We start from the raw sequence: 21463 nt of genomic DNA on the forward strand, positions 1-21463 counted from the left end.
TTGAAAAGAGTGCGAAACACGTGAGGGAGGTGCCCGCTTATTTCTGCACGCCGGGCAGCGTGCCCTGTCCGCCTGGATCTGCCATTTTCTGGATCAGATCGACTTTGCCTGAGAACATGGCGTTCTCTTCGATCGATAAACGTGAGGCCCGGATATCGCCGGTGAGGCTTGCTCCTGAGCGAAGCTCCAACCGGCCTGTAGAGTTCACGTCACCTACAAGCGACCCGAGAATGATGACGTCGCGCGCGGAAACATTGGCCTTGACGGTTGCGTTGGGGCCGATGGTCAGCCGGCTGTCTGTCAGGGTGATCGTGCCTTCTACGAGGCCATCGACCAGGAGGTCTTCGCTGCCTTTGACTTCGCCGCGAATCTGTACAGACTTTCCGATGGATGCTGGTGCGGAGATATCTGCTGGGGACATTCGAGCTCCTGTTAATTCAATTGCTCACTTTGATCGAACTATACCCAAGGATGCAAGGCACCCGCAACCTTACCGCCGTCATGCGCACCTCATCCGCAAACAGCATGTTCAAGGCATGTGGTGCAGCGCTTCGGAGCGCGAACACTATCGCACAGAATGCCGGCCAGGATAACTGCGGGGGAGATTCCGGGTCTAAACTGGAACAGGGGCGTGGAAATATGTCCAGACGAGTGATTCTCGGAGCTTTGCTTTTGGCCGTGCCGTGTTTCGCACAGCAGTCGCAGCCGCCTGCGCAACAGGACTCCGCCCAGAAGCCTGCGGATACATCGCAACAGCCGCCGCCTGCTCCGGAAAAGAAACACACTACTGCGCAAGACAATCCCTTTCCGGAAGACATTTCGAAGAAAGCAGCGCAGGGGGATAGCGACGCGCCAGCCGCCGATGCGCCGGAGGGCGGAAAGCCCGGCAGCCCGGATTACTCTTCCAGCCGCAGCGGTCTCGACAGGCTCAAGGATGACAAGGACGACAGCCGGATCTCCGATGGCGCCGGCGGATACATTCACGATCCGAAGATGGCTTCGCAAGATGTGAAGGTTGGCAGCTTTTACCTGCAGAAGGGCGACTACCAGGGTGCTTACAATCGTTTTCTTGAGGCAACAAAGGTCGACCCTGACAATGCCGATGCGGTCTTTGAACTGGCCGAGGCAGCCAAGGGACTGAATCACAAGCAGGAAGCAATCGACAACTACCAGATCTATCTCTCTGCCATTCCGGATGGCAACAAGGCCAAGACGGCACGCAAGGCACTTGCAGAGCTGGCCGCCAAAAAATAACGAGCTAAAAGAAGCGCAGCCTCAGGATCTCGACCAGGTAGACGAGTGCCGCGGGAACGAGCAGCAGGTTGCGCAAAATGGACGACACGGCCCGATGCGTAACATGCGAGCGCATTGCGGTCTTCGATTTACTGAGTGGCCGCGCGATCGAGCTCAACAGCCAGTTCAAGAGTAGAAACGCCGCTACGAAAAAGAGCGCTTCCCAGAAGAAAACGTGCAGCGATCTGCCCAGGTAAGCGCCAATGCGCTGGAGGGCAATTTCGAAGGCTGTCGGCTGCATCACGTATCGTTTCAGCTCGTCCCATTCATTCGTAGGGAGTGCCACCCAGACGGCGATGACGCACAACATCACGCGTGCGCCCACCAGCAGCGCATCGATGGCGTTGAGCTGCCAGCGATGGATCGGCCTGGTGTGCAGCAGCAAGTAAGCCCGGATCGCCGCGGGAATCGCCGCGCAGGTGAAAAGCGGCAGCGGATGCCGCTCAAGTGCTGCGACTGTTGCCAGCCAGAAGACCTGCGTCGTCCGCCATGCGAAAGAGAACCCCGAAGATGGTGGCTCCAGGAACATGCCCCTAGCTTAACCGAGGTGTCAACGGAAGAAGCCGAGATACCAGTCGATTGTCGCCTGCCCAAAAAAGATGACGTAAAGCGAAGCCATACATAGAAATGCGCCCAACGGGAGGCGCGCTTCCATGCGGCGCATCCGCGCGAGACCGAAAAGCGCTCCGGCGACCACTGCAAGAAAGAAGGCCAGCAGGGTCTGCCACGGGCCAAGCCAGGCCGCGATCATCGCGAGCAGCTTCGCGTCTCCCAGGCCCATGCCTTCGCGCCCGCGCAGCTTCCGGTAAACCCAGCGGATGAAGACAATCAGAGAGCCGGCAGCGAGCGCCCAGAGGATCGCCAGGCCTAGTCCGCGGAGACCCGAACGACAGGCCGCATACAGCACACCCAGCAGGATGCCCGGCAGTGTGAAGGCATCTGGCAGGTGCATGGTTTCCGCATCCATTACGGCCAGCCCCAGCAGCAGAAAGCAGAGTACCCCCATCGCCCCCGCCTCGATCGTCGCGCCGAAGCGAAGCCAGCAGAGAAGCCATAGAGCAGGCATGACCAGCTCGACCGCCGGATAGCGCCAGCCGATGGAAGCACGGCAGCTGCGGCAGCGGCCCCGAAGAACTAGGAAGCTCAAAACGGGAATGTTATCGAGGGACCTGACCGGGGTAAGGCAGTGGGGGCAGCGCGAGCGTGGCGACACGATGGACTCGTGCCGGGGCAGGCGTGAGATGCATACGTTGAGGAAGCTGCCGAAGAGGAGCCCTGCAACCACCACCGCGAAATCCGGAACCATATCCAAGAGACGATCCTAAAGCCTTTCACTGCAGAGTATCGCGGCAGGTATCGGTTAGACTGGTTGAGATGTCCGCCGAGAACGACTCCTATCCGGGCTTTGCCAGAGCAGTGGGCATTATGCGGAGGCTTCGCGCCCCGGACGGCTGTCCGTGGGACCGCGAGCAAAGCTTCGACACCATCCGCAAGTTCACCCTTGAAGAAACCTACGAGGTTCTGGACGCCATTGAGCGTCGTGACTGGCCCGCTCTGAAGGACGAATTGGGTGACCTGCTGCTACAGGTGCTCTTTTATTCCCAGATGGCAGACGAGGCCGGCTACTTCACTATCGATGACGTGACGGAAAATCTTGGCCAAAAGCTCGTCCGGCGCCATCCGCACGTATTTGGCGAAGAGGCGGCACGCGAGGCCGGAAACCGGGCCTCGGGGCTTGAGATGGACGGTATCGGCGCGGGTGAAGTGCTGCGCAACTGGGAAGCGATCAAGAAACTGGAAAAGTCAGCAAGGCCGGCAAACGACAGCTATCTCGACGAGGTGCCCCGTTCCATGCCTGCTCTGGCCGAAGCCGCAAAACTCGGCTCCCGGGCGGCAAAAGTCGGTTTCGACTGGCCTGATGTAACCGGGCTTATGGCAAAGCTCCGCGAGGAGATTGCAGAGCTCGAGGCTGAAATGAAGGCCGACAAGGCATCCAGGGAGACAGCGGAAGAGCTTGGCGATCTGCTATTTACCGCAGTAAATCTCGCGCGCCACTTGAAGGTTGATTCAGAAATGGCACTGCGCGATACCAACGCCAAGTTTCGCCGCCGGTTCAGCTCGATGGAACAGATTCATCAACAGCCACTTGACGGTCTATCGGCGGACGAACTGGAAGCTCTCTGGATTCGGGCGAAACAGAGGGAGCGGGCTTCTTGAATTTCACCACCCGCGACGGCAAAACAATCGAGATTCGTTCCTGCCAGGGCTTCGATGAACTGGACGACTGCGTACGCCTGCAGATCGAAACCTGGGGCTACGCCGATGGCGATGTGATTCCGCGGCGGGTCTTTGTTGTCGGTCAGTATATTGGCGGACAAGCAATAGGGGCTTTCGATGGGAGACGCATGATTGGCTTCGCCATGGCCCTTCCGGCGGTGCACGGTAGCCCGGTTCAGCCCTATCTGCATTCCCACATGCTGGCGGTGGACCCGGCTTACCGGAATTACGGGGTGGGCTACCAGCTCAAGCATTTTCAACGGGTTGAGGCGCTTGAACGGGGATTCGGGCTGATGGAGTGGACCTTTGATCCGCTCGAGATCAAGAACGCATTTTTGAATATCCACAAGCTGGGTGCGATTGTCAGGCGATATACCCCCAACTTTTATGGTGTATCCTCTTCTCGTCTGCAAGGTGGATTGCCGACGGACCGTTTGCACGCGGAGTGGTATCTCGATTCCAACCGGGTTCGCGCCATTCTCGAAGGCAGGCAACTGGGCCTTCCAGAGGTTGTGGCGACCATCACCGTTCCATATCAGGTCGCTGCGTGGAAGGCTTCCGAAGAGTTGGCCGGTCAGGCGGCAGAGTTGCAGCAGCAGAACCGCAGGCAGTTTCAAGAGGCTTTTGCAAGAGGCTTGGCAGTTGCAGGTTATCGCCGGGACACGCAGGGCAACGGTATCTTTGAATTGGTGCAATTCGAGCACTTAAGGCACAGTCATCTATGAAAATCGATGCCATCATTCTTCGCGAGTTGCGCATGCCGCTCGTTCAGCCCTTTCAGACCAGCTTTGGTACTACGACCGACCGCCGCATCCTGCTTGTGGAACTGAAGGGTGAGGGATTTACAGCATGGGGCGAGTGCGTTGCCGGTGAGCACCCTTATTATTCCTACGAAACCATCGATACCGCATGGCTGATCGCGGAGCAGGAGCTTGCCCCGGCCCTGGCAGCCGCCGAGCCGGAGCATGCAGGCAAGATTCCCGGCATCTTCAAGCAGGTTCGTGGGCATCGTATGGCCAAGGCTGCGCTTGAGAATGCTGTCTGGGACCTTGAGGCGCAGATCCGGGATATTCCGCTGGCAGAATTGCTGGGCGGCACGCGCGAAAAGATTGCCTGCGGGGTCTCGATCGGTATTCAGCCGTCACTCGAGAAGCAATTGTCGGAGATTGAAAAGGAACTGGCTGCCGGCTACCAGCGCATCAAGCTGAAGTGCAAGCCCGGCTGGGATTCTCATGTCTTCGAGGCGGTGCGCAAGCGCTGGCCTGACATTCTGCTGAGCTGCGATGCCAATTCTGCATACCGTCTGCGCGATGCCGAAGAGATTGTGAGCTGGGACCGGTTCAACCTGCTGATGGTTGAGCAGCCTCTCTGGGCAGACGATTTCTATTACCACTCCATGCTGCAGAAGCAGATGAATACGCCGATCTGTCTCGATGAGTCGATCCACAACCGGCGCGATACGCTGGCGGCCATTGAGATGGGCTCCTGCCAGATCATCAACATCAAGTGCGGTCGCGTGGGCGGCCTCGGCGAGGCAGTAGCCGTGCACAACGCCGCGATGGAGCGGGGAATTCCGGTGTGGTGCGGAGGCATGCTCGAATCGGGTATCGGCCGTGCCCACAATATCGCTTTATCGTCGCTTGAGAACTTCCGCCTGCCTGGTGATGTTTCCGCTTCGAAGCGCTATTGGAAAGATGACATCATTGAGCCGGCTGTCGAGGTCTCGCCTGCCGGCGAGATCATCGTGCCGACCGCTCCGGGCCGCGGTTACGAAGTGCGCGAAGACCTGGTGGAGCGCCTGACGGTGCGCAAGCAGGAGATTCGCGCCATGGCTGTGGTGTAGTTCATCCCTTTCGGGCAATAACGGCTACTCGACTGCAAATACCGGCGTGCTCCCTGCACGCCGCTGGAATGGTCGAAAATGTGGATGCATGCTGCGTGCATGCGAATCTCCTGGCTGTTCCTTCCATCTCTTTGCTTCATGCTGTCACTCTCGATCGAGGCGCAATCCACGGAGATTGCCTCGCTTACGGAAGCCGTGAGGCTGCGCGATAGCGGTCACTTCGCTGAAGAGATCGCCCTTCTGCAGCGCCTGCTGCAGGGCGAAGCCAAGGATTTAGATATGCAGGGCAGAGGCATGGCCTGGGACATGCTCGGGCTGGCCTATGAAGATATTGAAGACGGGCCTTCATCGCTTCATGCCTACAAAGAGTCAATCCGAATCCTTCAAGCGCTGCCTGGCTGTGAACCACTGTATGCCGCTGCACTCGATAATTACGGCTCGCTCTTATTGATGACCGGAGATGCGCGTAGCTCAAAACGGCTGCGGGAGCAGGCGCGCGACCTGTACTTTAGGATCGGCGATCATGCAGGAGTGGCGCATGTCTCCGGCAATCTGGCACGCATTGCGCTCAGCCGAAGAGATGCCCGGACGATGCGGAAGCAGCTGGAGATTGCCTTTCGTGAGGCTGCGCTGGCGCGCACCTACACCGATGGCGATATGGCTGTGCTGCTTGCCGACAGGGCTTCGCTGCTGTCTATGCAGGGTGATGATGCCGGCGCGCTCCTAGAGTTGAATCATGCGATAGCGCTATGGACGGGCGTAGGCGGCCCCGACTCATTCATGCTCGGAGCTGGATATGCATTGCGTGCGCAGGCCTATGAACGGCTGGGCGATGAGAGAAATGCAATCGCGGATATGCAGCGGTCACTGGCGGTCATCGCGAAGACCGCGGGCCAGAACTCGACGCGCTATCGGGAAATGAAATCGATTTATGCAGGGATGCTTCGGCGCTCGGGTGTGCAGGAACAGGCATCTCTTGAACAGAATGCGCGCCGATAGGGTGTGAACTGGGGCGAACGGTTCGGTCGAACCGTTCGCCCCAGCGTGTTAGCTGTGGTTCTCTGCTTCAAGTTCCCGCTCTTTGCGCGAGGGGCGCGCCATGAGCGGAATGAGGAAGAGAATGGCCAGCAGGGTCGTAATCATGCCTCCGACGACTACGCGGGCGAGCGGCTGCTGGGTTTGCGAGCCGATCTCGGTAGCGACAGCAGCGGGCAACAAACCGAGGCCCGCTGCGAGACATGCCATTACGACAGGACGCATTTCGTCGAGCGCGCCCTTTTCCAGGCCATGCACCATGCCGTCTTCACGCTGTGCGCGGCGAATGCCGGCAAGGAAGACGACCGCGCCCAGAGTCGCTACACCGGTGAGTGATGTGAAGCCTACCGCTGCAGAGATACTGAACGACGTGTGCGTAATGAAGAGGGTGATGATGCCTCCGATCCATGCAAAGGGAAGCATGCCGACGATGATGAAGGCATCTTTCCATGTGCGGAACTGGATGTAGAGCAGCACCAGGATGATGGCGACGCTGACCGGAATGATAAGCGCGAGGCGGGCCTGCTCCTTGCGCAGGCTGTCGAACTCACCGGCCCAGGTGTAGTCGTAACCGGTGGGCAGCTTCACCTTCTGAGCAAGCTGGCCCTGCAGGTCCTGGATGGCGCTGGCCAGATCGCGTCCGCGTACGCTGAACTTGATCGGGATGTAGCGCCGGCCGCCTTCGTGGTAAACCATGAACGCGCCGTTCTTCAGGCTGACGTCTGCGATTGCACTGAGCGGTACCTGGTTGCCGTCGGGCGTCGGCACGAGGATCTTGCCGATGGCATCCGGAGTATCGCGGTACTGAGCCGAATAACGCACAGCGAAGTCGAAGCGCCGGTCGCCATCGATGATCTGCGTGACCGGCGCGCCACCAACCGCCGCCTGCACGATGCTGTTCACATCCTGCGGCTGCAGTCCGTAGCGGGCTGCCTTGAGGCGATCGATGGAGACCATGAGGCTGGGCTGACCGGTAACGTCGAAGACGCCGACGTCGGTGATGCCCGGGACCTTGTTCATTACGCGCTCAATCTGGCCGGCAAGGCTGGTGAGCTGATAGAAGTCGGTACCGAAAAGCTTGAGCGAGTTCTCGCCTTTGACTCCGGACATGGCCTCTTCGACGTTGTCCTGAATGTTCTGCGAGAAGTTGAAATCGATGCCTGGATAGCGGCTGAAGTCTTTCTCAATCGCGGCGATCAATTCATCCTTGTTGCCGTGGAAGCGGGGACGCCAGTCTTCCTTGGGTTTCAGGTCGGCCAGGAACTCGATGTCGTTGAAGGTGACAACGTCGGTTCCGTCATCGGGACGGCCCATCTGCGAGACCACCTGCGTGATCTCGGGGTAGCTGCGCAGAATGCCGCGAATCTGGTCGGCGTACTTCTCCGACTGATCGAAAGACATATCCTGCTGCATCGTTGCACGAATCCACAGGTTGCCTTCTTCGAGGGCAGGCATGAATTCACCGCCAACCAGCTTGAAGAGCAGAACTGCTCCGAGCAGGCAGGCGAAGGCGACAATCCATGTCATCTTGCCGAAGCGCAGAACCTTCTGCAGGCTGCGATCGTAGTTGCGACGCAGGAAGGTGCTGAGCTTGGTATCGGTCGACCCGTGTTTGACTTCCTTGGGTATAACGAAAGAGCCGAGCACCGGAGCGAAGACGAGGCCGAAGATGAGCGCGCCTGTCAGAGCGAATCCGTATGTGACGGACATGGGGGCAAAGATCTTGCCGGGCACGCCCTCCATGGTGAAGAGAGGAATGAAGGCGACGAGAATGATGAGGGTTGCGAACAGCACAGGCTTGGCTGCGTCGCTCACGCCTTCCATGATCAGTTCGCCGACATCTTCGCCTTCCACCCTGCGCGAGATACGGCGATATACGCTTTCGAGCACGACGATGGATGAATCGACGAGGATGCCGAAATCGATTGCGCCAATTGAGATCAGGTTTGCCGAGTGGTTGGTGAACACCATCATGGCAAAGGCGAAGAGCACTGCGAAGGGGATCGTGATGGCCGCGATGATGGTCAGCCGCAGATCGCCGAGCATGATGAGCAGCACCAGTGTCACGAGCACAAGCCCGGTGATGATGATGTGCCGCACCGTCTTCGTGGTGGTGTCGATCAGCTTGGTTCGATCGTAGATGGTCTTGATCTGCATGCCCTTGGGCAGCAGGTTGCCGGTGTTGAGATCGTGCACCTTCTGGCGAATGCCCGAAAGAGCAGGCAGCGACTCTCCACCTTTATTGAGCAGCACCACGCCTTCGACGATGTCAGGGTTTTCATCGCGTCCGACTTTGCCGAGGCGAGGCTGATGACCTTCCTGCACGGTTGCCACATCGCTCAGTAGCACAGGAGTGCCGTTGTGCTCGGCGACGACGATGTTCTTCATCTCGTCGACCGAATGCAGCAGTCCGATACCGCGCACGTTCACGCTCTGGCTGCCGAGCGTAAGGTAGTTGCCGCCTGCATTGGCATTGCTGTTCTGGATGGCGTTGACCACCTGTGTCATGGTCACGCCCATGGCGATCAGCTTGTGCGGATCGACCTCAGCCTGGTACTGACGGGTGGTGCCGCCCAGCGTAGCAACGTCGATGATGCCGGGCACCTGCTTGAACTGGCGAACGAGCAGCCAGTCCTGCGTGGCCTTGAGCTCATTGAGTGAATAGCCGGGGCCGGTAAGCTGGTAGCGATAGATTTCGCCGATGGGCGACTCTGGCGAAAGCTGTGGCTGAAGCTGGTTGGGAAGATTAACTTCCTGGATGCGATTGAGTGCTTCCTGGCGATCGGTGAAGTAATCGCTGTTGAAGTCGAAATACATCTTCACGTCGCTCAGGCCAAAGATGCTGATCGAGCGAATCTGGTCGAGATGCGGCGTGCCGTTCAATCCGGCTTCGAGAGGAACAGTGACCTGCTGCTCCATCTCTTCTGCCGACCACGAAGGGTTCTGCGTAATGAACTCCACCATCGGCGGCGAAGGGTCGGGATAGGCTTCAATGTCGAGCTTGGTAAAAGCGACCGCACCCACCGCGAGAGACGCGAGGAAGAGGATGAGGACGACATTGCGGAATTTGAGGAGTGTACGAATGAGCCCGTGCATTATTCCGCCTCTGATTCGCGCAGCAGCTCGGCGCCGGTGATGACGACCCTATCACCGTCCTGCAGCCCCTGCGTGATTTCGTCTGACGTGTCATGCGTTTCGCCGAGCACCACATCGCGGCGCTCGTATTTACCTGGGGTTGTTTCAACAAATACGAAGATGTTCTTGCCGTTCTGGATGACAGCGGTTGCCGGAACCACGATCGAGGTACGCTTCTGATTTGTAACCGCGATGTTGGCATACATCTGGGGCTTCAGCTTGTGGCCAGGGTTGGCCAACACAACGCGAACCTTGAGGGTAAGCGAGGTCGGATCGACGGCGTCGGAGATGTTGCTGACGGTGCCGTGATAAACATTGTCGGGATAACCGGTGACGTTAATGTCTACGGATTGTCCGACCTTCACCTTGTCGAGGTCACGCGGATAGAGATCTCCAACAACCCAGATAGAGCTGATATCTGCAATCGTGGCGATTGCATTTGCGTTGTCGAGCGAGCGCTGAAGTTCGCCGTTGGCTGTTCCTACATCGAGCACTGCGCCACTGATGGGGGCGCGAATCGGGATCACGTCGCTGGTGTCATTCTCCGAGAAGCCGAGAATGTGCAGGGCCTGGCGGGCACGCTCGAGCTCGGAGTGATCGGCATCGTCCATCGCCTTTAGATCGTCGTAATCGCGCTGGGCCATTACCTGGTGTTGTAGCAGCTCCTTGGCGCGATTCAATTGCAGGTCGGCGCGGGCGGCTTCGATCTTGGCTTTCTCAAAATCGGAACGGGTCTGCGCGGCATCGCTGCTCTGCAACAGTCCGATCTGTTGACCCTTGGCCAGATCCTGGCCCGGAAGAACCTTCAGCTCGACCACGCGCCCGCTGATTGGCGGGAAGATGTGCACGACCGAGGTCGGGTTCGGAGTCACCTTGGCTGGCAGCACCAGCTGGTTTGACACCTGTTGCGTATGCACGGTGGTCGTTTCCACGACACTCTTTGCCGGTGCGGCGCCGGAAGGGTTTTCTGCGGCGGCTGGCTGATCGTGCTTGCACGCGGTGAGCGAGAGCAAAAAGAAGGGAAGTGCTACGGCAAGTGTGCGCCGAATCATGGCAGGATCTCCGTGGCAGCCGCGAAGCTGAGCTGATGAATGCTGAGCCATACCTGCTGGTTGGCGTTCAGCGAGTCAAGATTAATCTGGCGGTAGTCGCGCAGGGCGTCGAGATAGTCGAGCAGAGTGCTGCCGCCGTGGCGGTAGCTGAACTCGAGGTTGTCGCGCACATGCTGCGCTTCCTGCAGATAGTGGCCGCTGTATCGTTTTGAAAGCGTCGATGCCGTGTCGTACGCAGACCAGGCCTGATCGACATCGTTGATCACCTGGTTGCGCGCGGCGACTTCAGCAAAACGGCTGGATTGGGCTTCGTAACGGGTGCGTTCCTTCTCGCCCTGGTTCCGGTCGAAGATGCGCAGCGGAATCTGTACCTGGAAACCTGCCGTGTTGTACACACCGGTACGCTCGTATTCGCCGCCGATTGTGGGATCGACCTTGGCATCTGCATCGGCCAGCTTCACGTTGGCGTCTGCCACGCGAATCGACTGCAGTGCCGCCTGGTAATCCGGGCGCGCGGCGAGGGCTTCCTGCTCGACCTGCTGCATATTCGTTGTGACGGGCGGCGGATCAAGCTCGCCCGTGATGTCGAAGTTGTCGACTGGCTTCTGTACACCGAGCAGTAACTGAAGGCTGTCGCTTGCCTGCGTCAGGTTCAACTTGGCATTGTCGTAATCGGATTCGAAGTCGGCAAGCTGAAGGTCGATGCGTTCGAAGTCCGTTTCGCTGATGTCCCCGGCGTCGCGTCGCGCCTTGCTCAGATCGACGGTGTGCTTGTAGCTGTCGAGGTTGTCGGTTGAGATCTTGAGTGCAGCTTTGGCCACCAGCATTTGCGTGAAAGCGGTCTTTACCTGCAGGACGGTCTGACGTTCGGTGTCCTTGTACTGGCTTTGAGTAATGTCTGTCGTGTTCTTTGCAATATCGAGCCGCCAGCGTCGCTTCTGTCCACGCTCGAAGGTACGGGTAATGTTGCCCGCATATGAGTACGGGTTCGAGGGGTTGTCGGCACCGAGCGAAACATCCTGGCCGCTTAACTGAAAGGTCGGGTTCAGTCGCAAGCCGGCGGTGATCTCGTTTGCTTTGGTGGCCGTTACATGTTGCTGGCCAGACAGGAGCGTCGGATTCTTTGTGCGGGCCATATCGATGGCCTGCTGCATGGTGAGCGGAGCCGTAGTGCTCTGCCCAAAGGCAAATCCTGTCCCCAATGCAAGCAGGGGCAGGAAGCCTAAGCTTCTGCGTAGATAGAGTTTCATTGCACCACTTTCAACGTAGCGACAAATTACAAGTACAAGGATTTTTCTAAAAAGGCCGTAAAGAACTATGCGAGCGCAGGAGGAGGCCGCGTTCCGGCAACATTCAGAAAGCCTTCGCTCGGCAGCGCAATTTTCTCTACACGGGGCGCGCTGAGAAGTGTCTGGAGGCGTGAAGCCTCTTCAAGCGAAAGGGTATCGACGGCCAGCAGGGAAATTGCCTGCAGGGATGAGTCGAGTGAATGTTGTAAATCGATGCGGCGTATCAGGTGTTCCATCTCCGCCGGGGCGGCGCAGGCCTGCAGATCGTCAGTAAGAGAGACGACCGGAAGCAGGATGACGATCAGCACTGCCAGTGCCATGATCTGGATACGTGTTGTGGCGCGCAGGGAACGGTCTGCCCAGCGACGCTGACTCCAGATCCAGAACCCGAAGATTCCGACGGACAGAGTCAGCCACAACAAATTAAAGATTAATTCCACGCTAGGACCGATTGTAACCGATCACGAAAATCGGCATGTTGCCGGAGCAGTGCCCTGCGGGGCGGAAGTCCTTCGTTTTCCACCGGATCGTTTGACCGGAAGCCGTTGCCGTTTTAATATGAAGAAGCGGTTGAGGACAGGACATTGTTCTTCCGCGCCATTCAATATTGCCCTCTCGTTCAATGGTAGGACAGCTGCCTCTGGAGCAGCCTATCGGGGTTCGAATCCCTGGGGGGCAACCAGAATATTATAAGTTTCTGATAATAAGATAGATATTGCGGTGATAGGAATCCCCGAATGGGAAATCGCGCCGTTTGATGTCGCCTTTAAATGTTTGAATCTAAGTCAGATACTTAAAAATGCATGAGATTACCCGGTCTCTCATTTTTCCAGGATTTCCTAAATCCAAGACATCAATGAAAAGAATTACTCACCAGCATTCCCTTCCGAAGAAGTTCGCAGACAGCCGGCGCGTTTTGGGGATACGGATCGAGTCGCGAAATCCTGCAATGTTTAGTTCAAATACCCTTATTGTTGCGGTGTCCACTTTTCACATCTCCAGAATCGCGGAACTCCTATACTGGGGTTATTCGCTCTAGCTGAATCCCGGACGACGCCGCAAACGAAGTGGTGTGGCGAGGACATGGCTGTGTGACGGAAGGCAGATGAGGGTATAGGTAATGGGCGGCGACATGCCACTGCGCTTGGACATCCGGGCAGAGCAAAAATCTGAGCCAGAGGCAGTCACGCCGGCCGGGCCAGATGATGCCGTTTTGGACTTTGTCTCCTGGAAGCGCGTCTTTCGCCATGCCTACTCTCTGGTCGGGAACACGGCGGACGCTGAAGACCTCGCGCAGGAGGCCTTCACTGAGTTGTTTCGCGCCAAGGCCGCTGGGGAGCCTGTACGATGGATCGGGGCCTGGATGCGAACCATCACGCAGCGTCTGGCGTATCGGAGCTTCAACAAGCAACGCCCGGATCTCCATGTTTCGTTGGAAGCTCTGACGCAGGACGGCGAGAACATTTCATGGGAGCCACAGGATACCCAGCCTTCGCGGGAAAAGCAGGTCATCGATCAGAGAATGTTGCTTTTGGGCACGAAGGTTTTGAGCGAGTTATCAGACCGTGAGCGCGAGTGCGTCCTGATGTACTTCCGTGGTTACGATTTTCCAAAAATCGCCTCCGCCCTCGGTATCTCACGCTGGACAGCACGAAGACTCACGCTCGATGTGATCAAGAAAGTTCGGGCTAAATTATAGCCGCCTGTGCGAAGCAGATGAGAACCGAACACCTTACAGATATCGCATTCCTCGGGTTGGCTGGCAACCGGCTTTCGGAAAGCGCACGGCAGGCGGTTGAAGAGCACCTCGCGGGGTGCGCCGCGTGCCGAAAAGAGTTCGCGGAATTTCAGCTCGCGCATGCCGTGATTGAGCGCGTGGCCGAGGTCGGATATCGAGAGGCGTTGCCACAGCCGTCTCAAAAGGGAAAGAGCCCTCGATCGAAGCAGTTTGTTTTTGCATGGAAGCCCGCGATCGCTGTCACGGTCGTGTTTCTTTGCGTCTTCGCTCTCTTCTTCAATCCTGGAACCATGCCGACGGTACGCGCATCGGGGCTACTCTCCGAGGCCATGTCTTATGAGAGCCGGTCCGGCGATGCTCCCTTTTACAGTGTGAATGTGAGCGGTCAAACCTGTGCGGTAGGGAAGGCAAACGAAAAGCTGGTGTCACTGGATAGTTCAGTGCGTTGTGGCCAGGCCTTGCGCAAGATACGAGACACCTCCTGGGGCCATGGAAATCCGCTTTCGGCCAAAGCCTATGCAAATTGGCGTAGCTCATTGCCCAGGCGACATGACCGTGTAACAAAGCACGACGCATTTTGGGAGATACAGACAACCGCGGATGAAGGCACTGTACATGCAGCGAGCCTCGAGTTGCGCGTAGATAACTATCGAACGAGCAAGCTGACACTCGATTTAGCGGGCAACGAAGAGATCAGCATTCTGGAGGCGGCAGAAGCACCACCAACTATTCCTATCACCGAGACCGCAACTACGCCGAACATGCAGAAGATGCCGCCTCAGTTTGTCGACAATCAAGGCGATCTGTCAGAGGTCCAGGCCTGGGAGCTACTGCATCAACTCAACGCGGATACCGGGTGGGAGGCGATCGTCCTCAGGCGCGGCCCCGAGGTGCAGGTGAAGGCGATCGTACGCGATGAAGCTCGCAAGACAGAGCTTGCAAAGGCCTTTGCCGATCTACCACATGTTGTACTGGACATTCATCTGCCCGATCATCCCGGCGACCTCCATGGCGTCATCCCGGGGCGGATCACTCCGGTTGGAGACTCCCAGCCCTTGGCGACAGGATGGTTGAACCAACGCTTCAGTGATGCTGATAATGCGGTCGAGTTCAGCAATCAGGCGCTTCGTTCTTCGAGGACAATCCTGGGTCGTGCATTCATCCTCGATAGGCTCGAACGTCGCCAGGCTGCCTTGTCGCGCTGCTCGTGCGCGAAGGATCTATCCGAGCTTGTTGCGTCGGAGAGACGCGCTCTAAGTGCCGCCCAGATAGAACTCTCCGCAGACATTCAGCCTCTGGTTGGATCTACGCGTGGATCCGACAAGGTGCTGACGCTTGCGGAGGCGCAAAATCTGGATGCATCCATCCATGACTTGCTATGGCAGAGCTCTACTGCCTCCAAATCCACCCTTGATATGAGAGTTCAGCAGGTCCGCAGGCTCTTGTCGCAGAATTAATCCCCCAAAAAGATTGTCGGCACAGCAATCTTTCAATTCACAGTACTTTCATGCAAGCGCTGCACCCGCGTCAGAAAATCCTCCACTCTATCTCAGCACACAAACAATCGAATCGCGATTTCGACGGCTGTAAGGAGCGCTGTGCCTCGCTCACGTTAAGTCAAGTTCAAGTGGAGGAATGGATGCAACCGTTGAGAGGAGCCGCACAGATGCGGCGACGTTTTGTCATGCTCGTCTGGGTGGCCATATTGGTTATCTGCCGGATGCCGGCCGGTGCCCGGGAGTATCGCGCAAGTGTAACAGGGGCAGTTACAGATCCATCGAAAGCCGTGGTCGTAGGGGCGATTGTGACGATCCACAACCAGGCTACAGGCGTGGAGACTACTACCAAGTCGGATAGCACGGGAAGCTATGTCCTGAATTTCATTGATCCCGGAACATATATCCTGTCCGCGGAGGCGAACGGGTTTCGGCGCTGGGAGAAGCACGACCTCAGGCTCGACACCGCGCAGGAAGTCAAAGTGAACATCACTTTGAAGCTGAGCGAGGCCTCGTCCACGGTTACCGTAGAGGCGGGTACGCCAGCCCTGGAGACCGCGAACGCGAACATCTCACAACTCTTCGACACCAGGGATATCAGCGGCCTGCCGATCGCTGATGGCAACCCGACCCAGCTTCTTCAGTTGGTCGGCGGCAGCATCAACACGGGCAACCCGATCTACAGCCGGGTCTTCGACATTGGCGCGATCACGACATTTCGTGTCAACGGTACTCCCGGCGCGAGCTCGTATTACCTGAACGGGGTTCCTGCCAATGCAACAACCGGCGGAGCCCAGGCCATGGCGATTGTCCCTCCTTCAGAGGCGATCGATCAGGTCAATGTCTCTACGCTCTGGTTCAATGGCAGCGACGGAAACACTGCCGCCGCAAACTTCAACTTCAACACCAAGAGTGGGACCAATCAGCCGCACGGATCAGTCTATGAGTACTTTGAAAACTCGTACCTGAATGGGCGCACCTGGCATGAAGAAGAATTGAACCAGGCCAAACCTGCACAGAGATCGAACCACTTCGGCGGCACATTTGGCGGCCCGGTTGTCATTCCGCATGCGTATGACGGCAGAAGCAAAACCTTCTTCTTCGCTTTCCTGGACGAAGTCCGCGATACTCTTCCGAGGCCGACGAGCTACGAGGTTCCCACGCTCAAGATGCGCACCGGAGATCTCTCTGAGGTATGTACCTCAGGCTTTACGAATGGCCTCTGCAACACCGCGAACCAGCAGGTCTACAATCCTTTTTCCGCGACTGCTACATCGGACGGGCATGTGATTCGCCAGCCTTTCCTCAACAACCAGATCCCTGCCAGCCTTCTCAGTACGTTCGGTCAGAAGGTGCTCTCGCTCTATCCGCAACCCAACATCCCGGGGGGCACGGTGGATGGCACTCCCAACTTCTACAGCCCCAACTCCGATACGGATACCTACTATGCATGGATGGTTCGCGGAGACCATCACTTTACCAATGACCATCACCTCGCGATGGACTACTTTCAGAGCAATCGAAAAGAGACATCCGGTGTAGCGCCAAACCTTGGCAGTGCGCTTCATCCCGGCTCCTATAACTATGAGCTCATCAACCATGGCTTTGGTATTACAGATACCATCGCCCTGACTGCAAATACGGTGCTCGACGCGCGGCTTGGTTTCAATCGCTTCGAACAATTTTTCGGTCCGCTGACTGTGGGCTACGATCTCTCCTCGCTGGGCTTTTCGAGCAAAGCGCTTGCGGAATTCCATGGCACCAGCTATCTACCGATCATCAGCAGCGCGGACCTGTCCACCATCTCCTCAACTCCGTACGACCGTGCATTGAATCAGTATTCCGCAGCGGCTTCGTTGACCAAGAGCGTCAGGAACCATCTCATCAAGTTCGGCTATGACGGAAGGCTGTATCGCACGAACTACAACAGCACCGGAAACAACAACGGAAACTACACGTTCAACGGAAGCTTCGCCTCGCAGACTGACACCAGCACCACTCAGTACGGCATGGGCATCACAGATCTGCTGGTTGGGCAGCCCACCGCGGGCAGCATCGATGTCAATGCCAGTTATGCCGCGCAGATTTTCTATCACTCTGCCTTCCTGCAGGATGAATGGAATGTCACACCAAAGTTGTCGATTGCAGCTGGCCTGCGCTACGAGTTTGAAGGAGCGCCCACCGACCGCTACAACCGTAACACTCGCGGATTCGATCTGACCTCCGCGAACCCGACCCAATCAGCCGCGCAGGGCGCCTTCACCTCCGCGTTTCCGGGTGGATTAGACCCAGGTCTGGGGCTTCCTGTGAAGACGGACTTCTCCGTGCTGGGAGGCTATACGTGGGCAGACAGCACGCATCGTGGCTTCTTCAACGCCGATAAGAAGGTCTTCCTTCCGCGAATGGGCCTTGCCTATGCTCTGCGTGAGGATACTGTCATTCGTACGGGTGCGGGCTTGTACAAGATTCCTCTCTCTACCGCCAACGCATTCTGGCCGGCGGGGAATCAGACTGGCTTCAGCCAGACGACGAACCTTACTCCGACGACTGACAACGGACTGACATTTGCTGCGAACATCAGCAATCCATTCCCAAACGGAGTGGTCCAGCCCACGGGCACAAGCCTGGGGCTCTACCAGAACCTTGGCGCAGCCGCGACATACTTTCCCGTAAACCCTCTTACGCAATACGCGGCACATTGGACTGCTGAGGTCCAGCATGCCTTCCTCAAGAAATGGGTTGCCGATGTCGTGTATCTGGGAAGCAAAGGCTGGAACATCGGCCAAAGCAGCAACATCGAAGATGCTGTTCCGCAACAATATTTCTCAACGAGCCCTACACGCGATACAGCGCTCATCAATGCGATGACCCGCACCGTAAGCAACCCCTTTTATGGACTGCTCGGTTCCACCTCACAAAATTCGACTGCTCTCAACACTGGCAGTACTGTGCAGGTGCAGCAGTTGCTCCGTCCGAGACCGCAATTCACGGGCATTACCTCAACTGTCTTCAACTCCAGCGACGTCTATCACTCTCTCAACACCAAGGTCGTACGCAGATTCGCTGATGGGTACTCGTTTACTGCGGTCTACACATGGTCGAAACTCCTGGAACGCTCGGGCTTCAACAACGACTTCCAGGTTCTATCCACGAAGGCGCTGTCCAGCCAGGATGTTCCGCAACGCTTCACCGCGACCTTCGTGGGGGAACTCCCATTCGGAAGAGAACGTCATTGGTTGAACTCGATGCCGCTGTGGGCCGATATGGCTCTCGGAGGCTGGCAAGCGAGCGGAAGCTACGGTACGCAGAGCGGCTATCCACTGGATTTCGGCAATGTGTTCTACTCCGGTGATCCAAGAAAGCTTCACTTCAAGTACGACAAAGCGCTTGTGGGAACCGGCACGCCCATGATCGATATCTCGGGCTTCTACCTTCCGACAGACGCAAATGGCAACGCATGGACTTCAGCGGATGCGAAGCGCGCTGATTCGAGAATCCAGCTCTCGAACAACGTGCGCTACATGCCGCGCTACATGGGCAACACGCGTGCACCCGGACAGAGGGACGATATCAATCTCGCGATCACGAAGAAGTTCCAGTTATCGGATCGTGTGTCGACGTCCGTCCGCGCATCCTTCATCAATGCATTCAATACGTCGTGGTGGACCAACCCATATCTCGTGCCGTCGGTAGCTACTTTCGGGACGCTCGACGGCAACCAGTCCAACAATCCTCGCTACATCCAACTCAACGCCAGGATCAATTTCTAAAACCCTTCGGACACATCTTCCGCTCGCCTGCTTAAGACGGCAGGAAGATGTGTCCTCATTTCTTTCACGTTCTTACATTGGAGATGGCTTTGACGAGCAAGTATTTATGGCGGTGCCTGGGTATCGCGTTATTGGCGCTGTCGGTAACGGCGTCTCATGGGCAAGAGCTGGCCTCTACGCCATCGATGGGATGGAATAGTTGGAATCACTTCCGCGATAAGGCGGACGACGCGACCATCCGGGCTATCGCCGAGGCAATGGTGACAAGCGGTATGCGCGATGCAGGCTACGTCTACGTGAACATCGACGACGACTGGGAAGGTGTGCGCGATGCGCAAGGAAATATCCAGGCGAACGCGAAGTTTCCCGACATGAAGGCTCTGGCCGATTTCGTACACAGCAAGGGACTGAAGTTGGGTATCTATTCTTCACCTGGCTTGAAAACCTGCGCTGGCTACGAGGGAAGTTACGGGCACGAGGAACAAGATGCAAAGACCTTTGCTGCCTGGGGCATCGATTATCTGAAGTACGACCTGTGCGGTATGCGCGATCAGATGAAGGCGGCTGGTTCGCCCGAAGCAGCGCACAACATGATGGTGAATGCCTACCTCAAGATGCGGGATGCTCTGCAGGCAACCGAGAGGCCGATCGTGTACAGCCTCTGCCAATACGGAGTGGACTCCGTGTGGGAGTGGGGAGCGAGCGTCGGGGGCAATGCATGGCGCACTACCTACGACATCAGAGACAACTACGCCAGCATGGTGGAGATCGGTTTCAGCCAGGCAGGTCTTGCTAAATTTGCGAGGCCGGGGCACTGGAACGATCCGGATATGTTGGAGATCGGTAACGGCGGTATGAACTTACAGGAGTACCGCACACACATAAGCCTTTGGGCGATTCTAGCCGCGCCATTGTTGGCCGGAAATGATCTGACGCACATGACTCCGGAAACCGTGGCGCTGCTGACCAATAAAGACGTGATCGCGATCGATCAGGACCAGGCAGGGAAGCAAGGCGATCGAGTGAGCGCTGTAGGGCCGATGGAAGTATGGCTTCGTCCTTTAGCCGATGGGGGCGCAGCGATAGGCATCTTTAACCGGCACCCGGGCTCCATGAAAGCTACGGTGGACCTCAGCATGCTCGGGCTGGACCATGCCTCGAAGGTACGCGACGTGTGGGCAGGAACTGAGATGACTCCGATGAAAGGTCCGATGGTCTTTCAGGTTCCCGGGCACGGCGTAGTTCTGTTGCGTGTTAGCCGCCAAGATCCACAGCGTTAGAGTCATCGTACACATCGGAGAAAGATGCCCCTCAATCGTCGGAGTTTTCTTAAGTATGGCGCGATAGCGCCTGCCGGAGTGCTATTGCCTGAGACCGCGTTGGCGGTTCGCGTTGCAGGTGACTCCACGTTTACCTTGTGGCAATTGCCTTTGCAGCAGACTCCAAGCCAGGGCAATTCCTATGTATTCCGCTCGAAGCACGGAAAAGTGATCGTCGTGGATGGTGGCATGCCGGGCGAGGCCGGCTACCTGCGCGGCTTTCTGGGTGCGCTGGGAAATAAGGTCGAAGCGTGGTTTCTTTCCCATCCTCACAATGATCACGTCGGTGCCATCAGCGAAATTCTTAAGGCACCGCAGGGCATCTGCATTAAAACCATCTATCACTCGAAATTATCGGCGAGCCTATACAAGGACGATCCCGTCGTCGCTGGCTTGTACAAGAATCTAGAGACATACAGGCTTCCATCTCCAGCGGTGCCACGTCACGATGTGTTGTCCGAAGATCTGGAATCCACAAACGACTCACCGGCCGAGGTGATCGATGTTCGGCCTGGTTTAGCGGGAGAGATTGACGGCGTACATTTCAAAATCCTCTCTGCAAAAAATGAAGAAATCACTTCCAATCAGTACAACAACTCATCGATGATCGTTCGGATGTGGGACGCAACGCGTTCAGTAGTTTTCCTGGGTGATACCGGAGAAGAGGAAGGTGAAAAAGTACTGAATGGACAGTTCCGGCGAGACCTGGATTGCGACTTCCTACAGCTGGCTCATCATGGTCAGCAAGGCGTCGACAAGAAGTTCTACCAGTCGATCAAGTTCAATGCCTGCCTTTGGTCCACGCCCCGATGGCTGTGGGATAACGATGCGGGCCGGGGCTTCAATACAGGCCCATGGAAGACCCTTGAGACGCGACAGTGGATGAAGGAGTTAGGAATCGAGAAGCATTTCTTTGCCGCGGATGGGCTTCAGATCATTCAATAGCGAACCACGAACTATGCGTATGTGACGGTAAACTTCTCCGGAACAAACCCTAATAACAGCATTCGGCGACATGCAGACGCCGTCGCTAGCTTTTGCGCTGTGACAATCATTCAGGCTTGTTCACACCGCAATGCCGGCGTGGGTCAACATGAGTGGCTCTGCGAGCAGGCAGAAAGCACGCGATGGCAGCCACCAGGCGCAGTAATGCAGCGTCCAATACGAACATGAAGAGAGAAAGCCTTGGTGATCTTCTACTCACTCATCTACGGGG

At 57.1% G+C, this 21463-nt stretch carries 17 protein-coding genes and 1 tRNA gene; 11 read left to right on the plus strand and 7 right to left on the minus strand.

The window, feature by feature from the left end:
- Positions 1–37: 37 nt before the first annotated feature.
- Positions 38–421 carry a bactofilin family protein gene (locus LJD29_RS18525; protein WP_446743054.1) on the minus strand — a complete coding sequence of 128 codons (384 nt, stop codon included), beginning with the start codon at positions 419–421 and terminating at the stop codon, positions 38–40.
- Positions 422–639: 218 nt separating this feature from the next.
- Between LJD29_RS18525 and LJD29_RS18530 the strand changes: the two genes are divergently transcribed.
- Complete coding sequence (locus LJD29_RS18530) at positions 640–1254, plus strand: tetratricopeptide repeat protein (RefSeq protein WP_446743055.1); 615 nt, start codon at positions 640–642, stop codon at positions 1252–1254.
- Between the two features lie 4 nt (positions 1255–1258).
- On the opposite strand, the gene LJD29_RS18535 is transcribed toward LJD29_RS18530, so the two are convergent.
- On the minus strand, positions 1259–1822 hold the full coding sequence (locus tag LJD29_RS18535; RefSeq protein ID WP_446743056.1) for a hypothetical protein: 564 nt from the start codon (positions 1820–1822) through the stop codon (positions 1259–1261).
- 21 nt (positions 1823–1843) lie between these two features.
- On the minus strand, positions 1844–2599 hold the full coding sequence (locus LJD29_RS18540) for a prepilin peptidase (RefSeq protein ID WP_446743057.1): 756 nt from the start codon (positions 2597–2599) through the stop codon (positions 1844–1846).
- A 68-nt stretch (positions 2600–2667) separates the two neighbouring features.
- Here LJD29_RS18540 and mazG point away from each other — a divergent pair, with 68 nt between their 5' ends.
- From mazG to LJD29_RS18560, 4 genes are all read left to right on the plus strand, one after another.
- The gene (mazG, locus tag LJD29_RS18545; RefSeq protein WP_446743058.1) at positions 2668–3510 is read left to right on the plus strand and encodes a nucleoside triphosphate pyrophosphohydrolase; all 843 of its coding nucleotides are present in this window, start codon (positions 2668–2670) and stop codon (positions 3508–3510) included.
- Positions 3507–4295 (plus strand): GNAT family N-acetyltransferase, encoded by a 789-nt coding sequence (locus LJD29_RS18550; RefSeq protein WP_446743059.1) that lies wholly within the window; start codon positions 3507–3509, stop codon positions 4293–4295. The genes mazG and LJD29_RS18550 overlap by 4 nt, the downstream gene beginning before the upstream one ends.
- Positions 4292–5413, plus strand: a complete 1122-nt coding sequence (menC, locus tag LJD29_RS18555) for an o-succinylbenzoate synthase (protein ID WP_446743060.1) — start codon at positions 4292–4294, stop codon at positions 5411–5413. Before LJD29_RS18550 ends, menC begins: the two co-directional genes overlap by 4 nt.
- Before the next feature lie 99 nt (positions 5414–5512).
- Positions 5513–6412 carry a tetratricopeptide repeat protein gene (locus LJD29_RS18560; RefSeq protein WP_446743061.1) on the plus strand — a complete coding sequence of 300 codons (900 nt, stop codon included), beginning with the start codon at positions 5513–5515 and terminating at the stop codon, positions 6410–6412.
- Between the two features lie 48 nt (positions 6413–6460).
- On the opposite strand, the gene LJD29_RS18565 is transcribed toward LJD29_RS18560, so the two are convergent.
- The 4 genes from LJD29_RS18565 to LJD29_RS18580 form a co-directional block, all read right to left on the minus strand.
- Complete coding sequence (locus LJD29_RS18565) at positions 6461–9544, minus strand: efflux RND transporter permease subunit (RefSeq protein ID WP_446743062.1); 3084 nt, start codon at positions 9542–9544, stop codon at positions 6461–6463.
- Positions 9544–10635 carry an efflux RND transporter periplasmic adaptor subunit gene (locus LJD29_RS18570; RefSeq protein ID WP_446743063.1) on the minus strand — a complete coding sequence of 364 codons (1092 nt, stop codon included), beginning with the start codon at positions 10633–10635 and terminating at the stop codon, positions 9544–9546. The genes LJD29_RS18565 and LJD29_RS18570 overlap by 1 nt, the downstream gene beginning before the upstream one ends.
- A complete protein-coding gene (locus LJD29_RS18575) occupies positions 10632–11885 on the minus strand; it encodes a TolC family protein (RefSeq protein WP_446743064.1) in 1254 nt (417 codons plus the stop codon). Before LJD29_RS18575 ends, LJD29_RS18570 begins: the two co-directional genes overlap by 4 nt.
- A gap of 65 nt (positions 11886–11950) precedes the next feature.
- Positions 11951–12343, minus strand: coding sequence for a hypothetical protein (locus LJD29_RS18580; RefSeq protein ID WP_446743065.1), 393 nt, complete (start codon positions 12341–12343; stop codon positions 11951–11953).
- A gap of 189 nt (positions 12344–12532) precedes the next feature.
- Here LJD29_RS18580 and LJD29_RS18585 point away from each other — a divergent pair.
- The 6 genes from LJD29_RS18585 (at position 12533) to LJD29_RS18610 (ending at position 21192) form a co-directional block, all read left to right on the plus strand.
- Positions 12533–12606, plus strand: a tRNA-Gln gene (locus LJD29_RS18585).
- Positions 12607–13044: 438 nt separating this feature from the next.
- Entirely contained in the window at positions 13045–13623 is a 579-nt protein-coding gene (locus LJD29_RS18590; RefSeq protein WP_446743066.1) for an RNA polymerase sigma factor, read from the plus strand.
- 17 nt (positions 13624–13640) lie between these two features.
- On the plus strand, positions 13641–15119 hold the full coding sequence (locus tag LJD29_RS18595) for an anti-sigma factor family protein (protein ID WP_446743067.1): 1479 nt from the start codon (positions 13641–13643) through the stop codon (positions 15117–15119).
- A 209-nt stretch (positions 15120–15328) separates the two neighbouring features.
- Positions 15329–18928 carry a carboxypeptidase-like regulatory domain-containing protein gene (locus LJD29_RS18600; protein WP_446743068.1) on the plus strand — a complete coding sequence of 1200 codons (3600 nt, stop codon included), beginning with the start codon at positions 15329–15331 and terminating at the stop codon, positions 18926–18928.
- Between the two features lie 83 nt (positions 18929–19011).
- Positions 19012–20208: a glycoside hydrolase family 27 protein gene (locus LJD29_RS18605; RefSeq protein WP_446743069.1), complete on the plus strand. Its 1197-nt coding sequence runs from the start codon at positions 19012–19014 to the stop codon at positions 20206–20208.
- Between the two features lie 24 nt (positions 20209–20232).
- Positions 20233–21192, plus strand: a complete 960-nt coding sequence (locus tag LJD29_RS18610) for a ComEC/Rec2 family competence protein (RefSeq protein ID WP_446743070.1) — start codon at positions 20233–20235, stop codon at positions 21190–21192.
- Positions 21193–21463: the final 271 nt, after the last annotated feature.

It is taken from the genome of Silvibacterium acidisoli (genome assembly GCA_022870745.1).
GTDB lineage: Bacteria > Acidobacteriota > Terriglobia > Terriglobales > Acidobacteriaceae > Silvibacterium.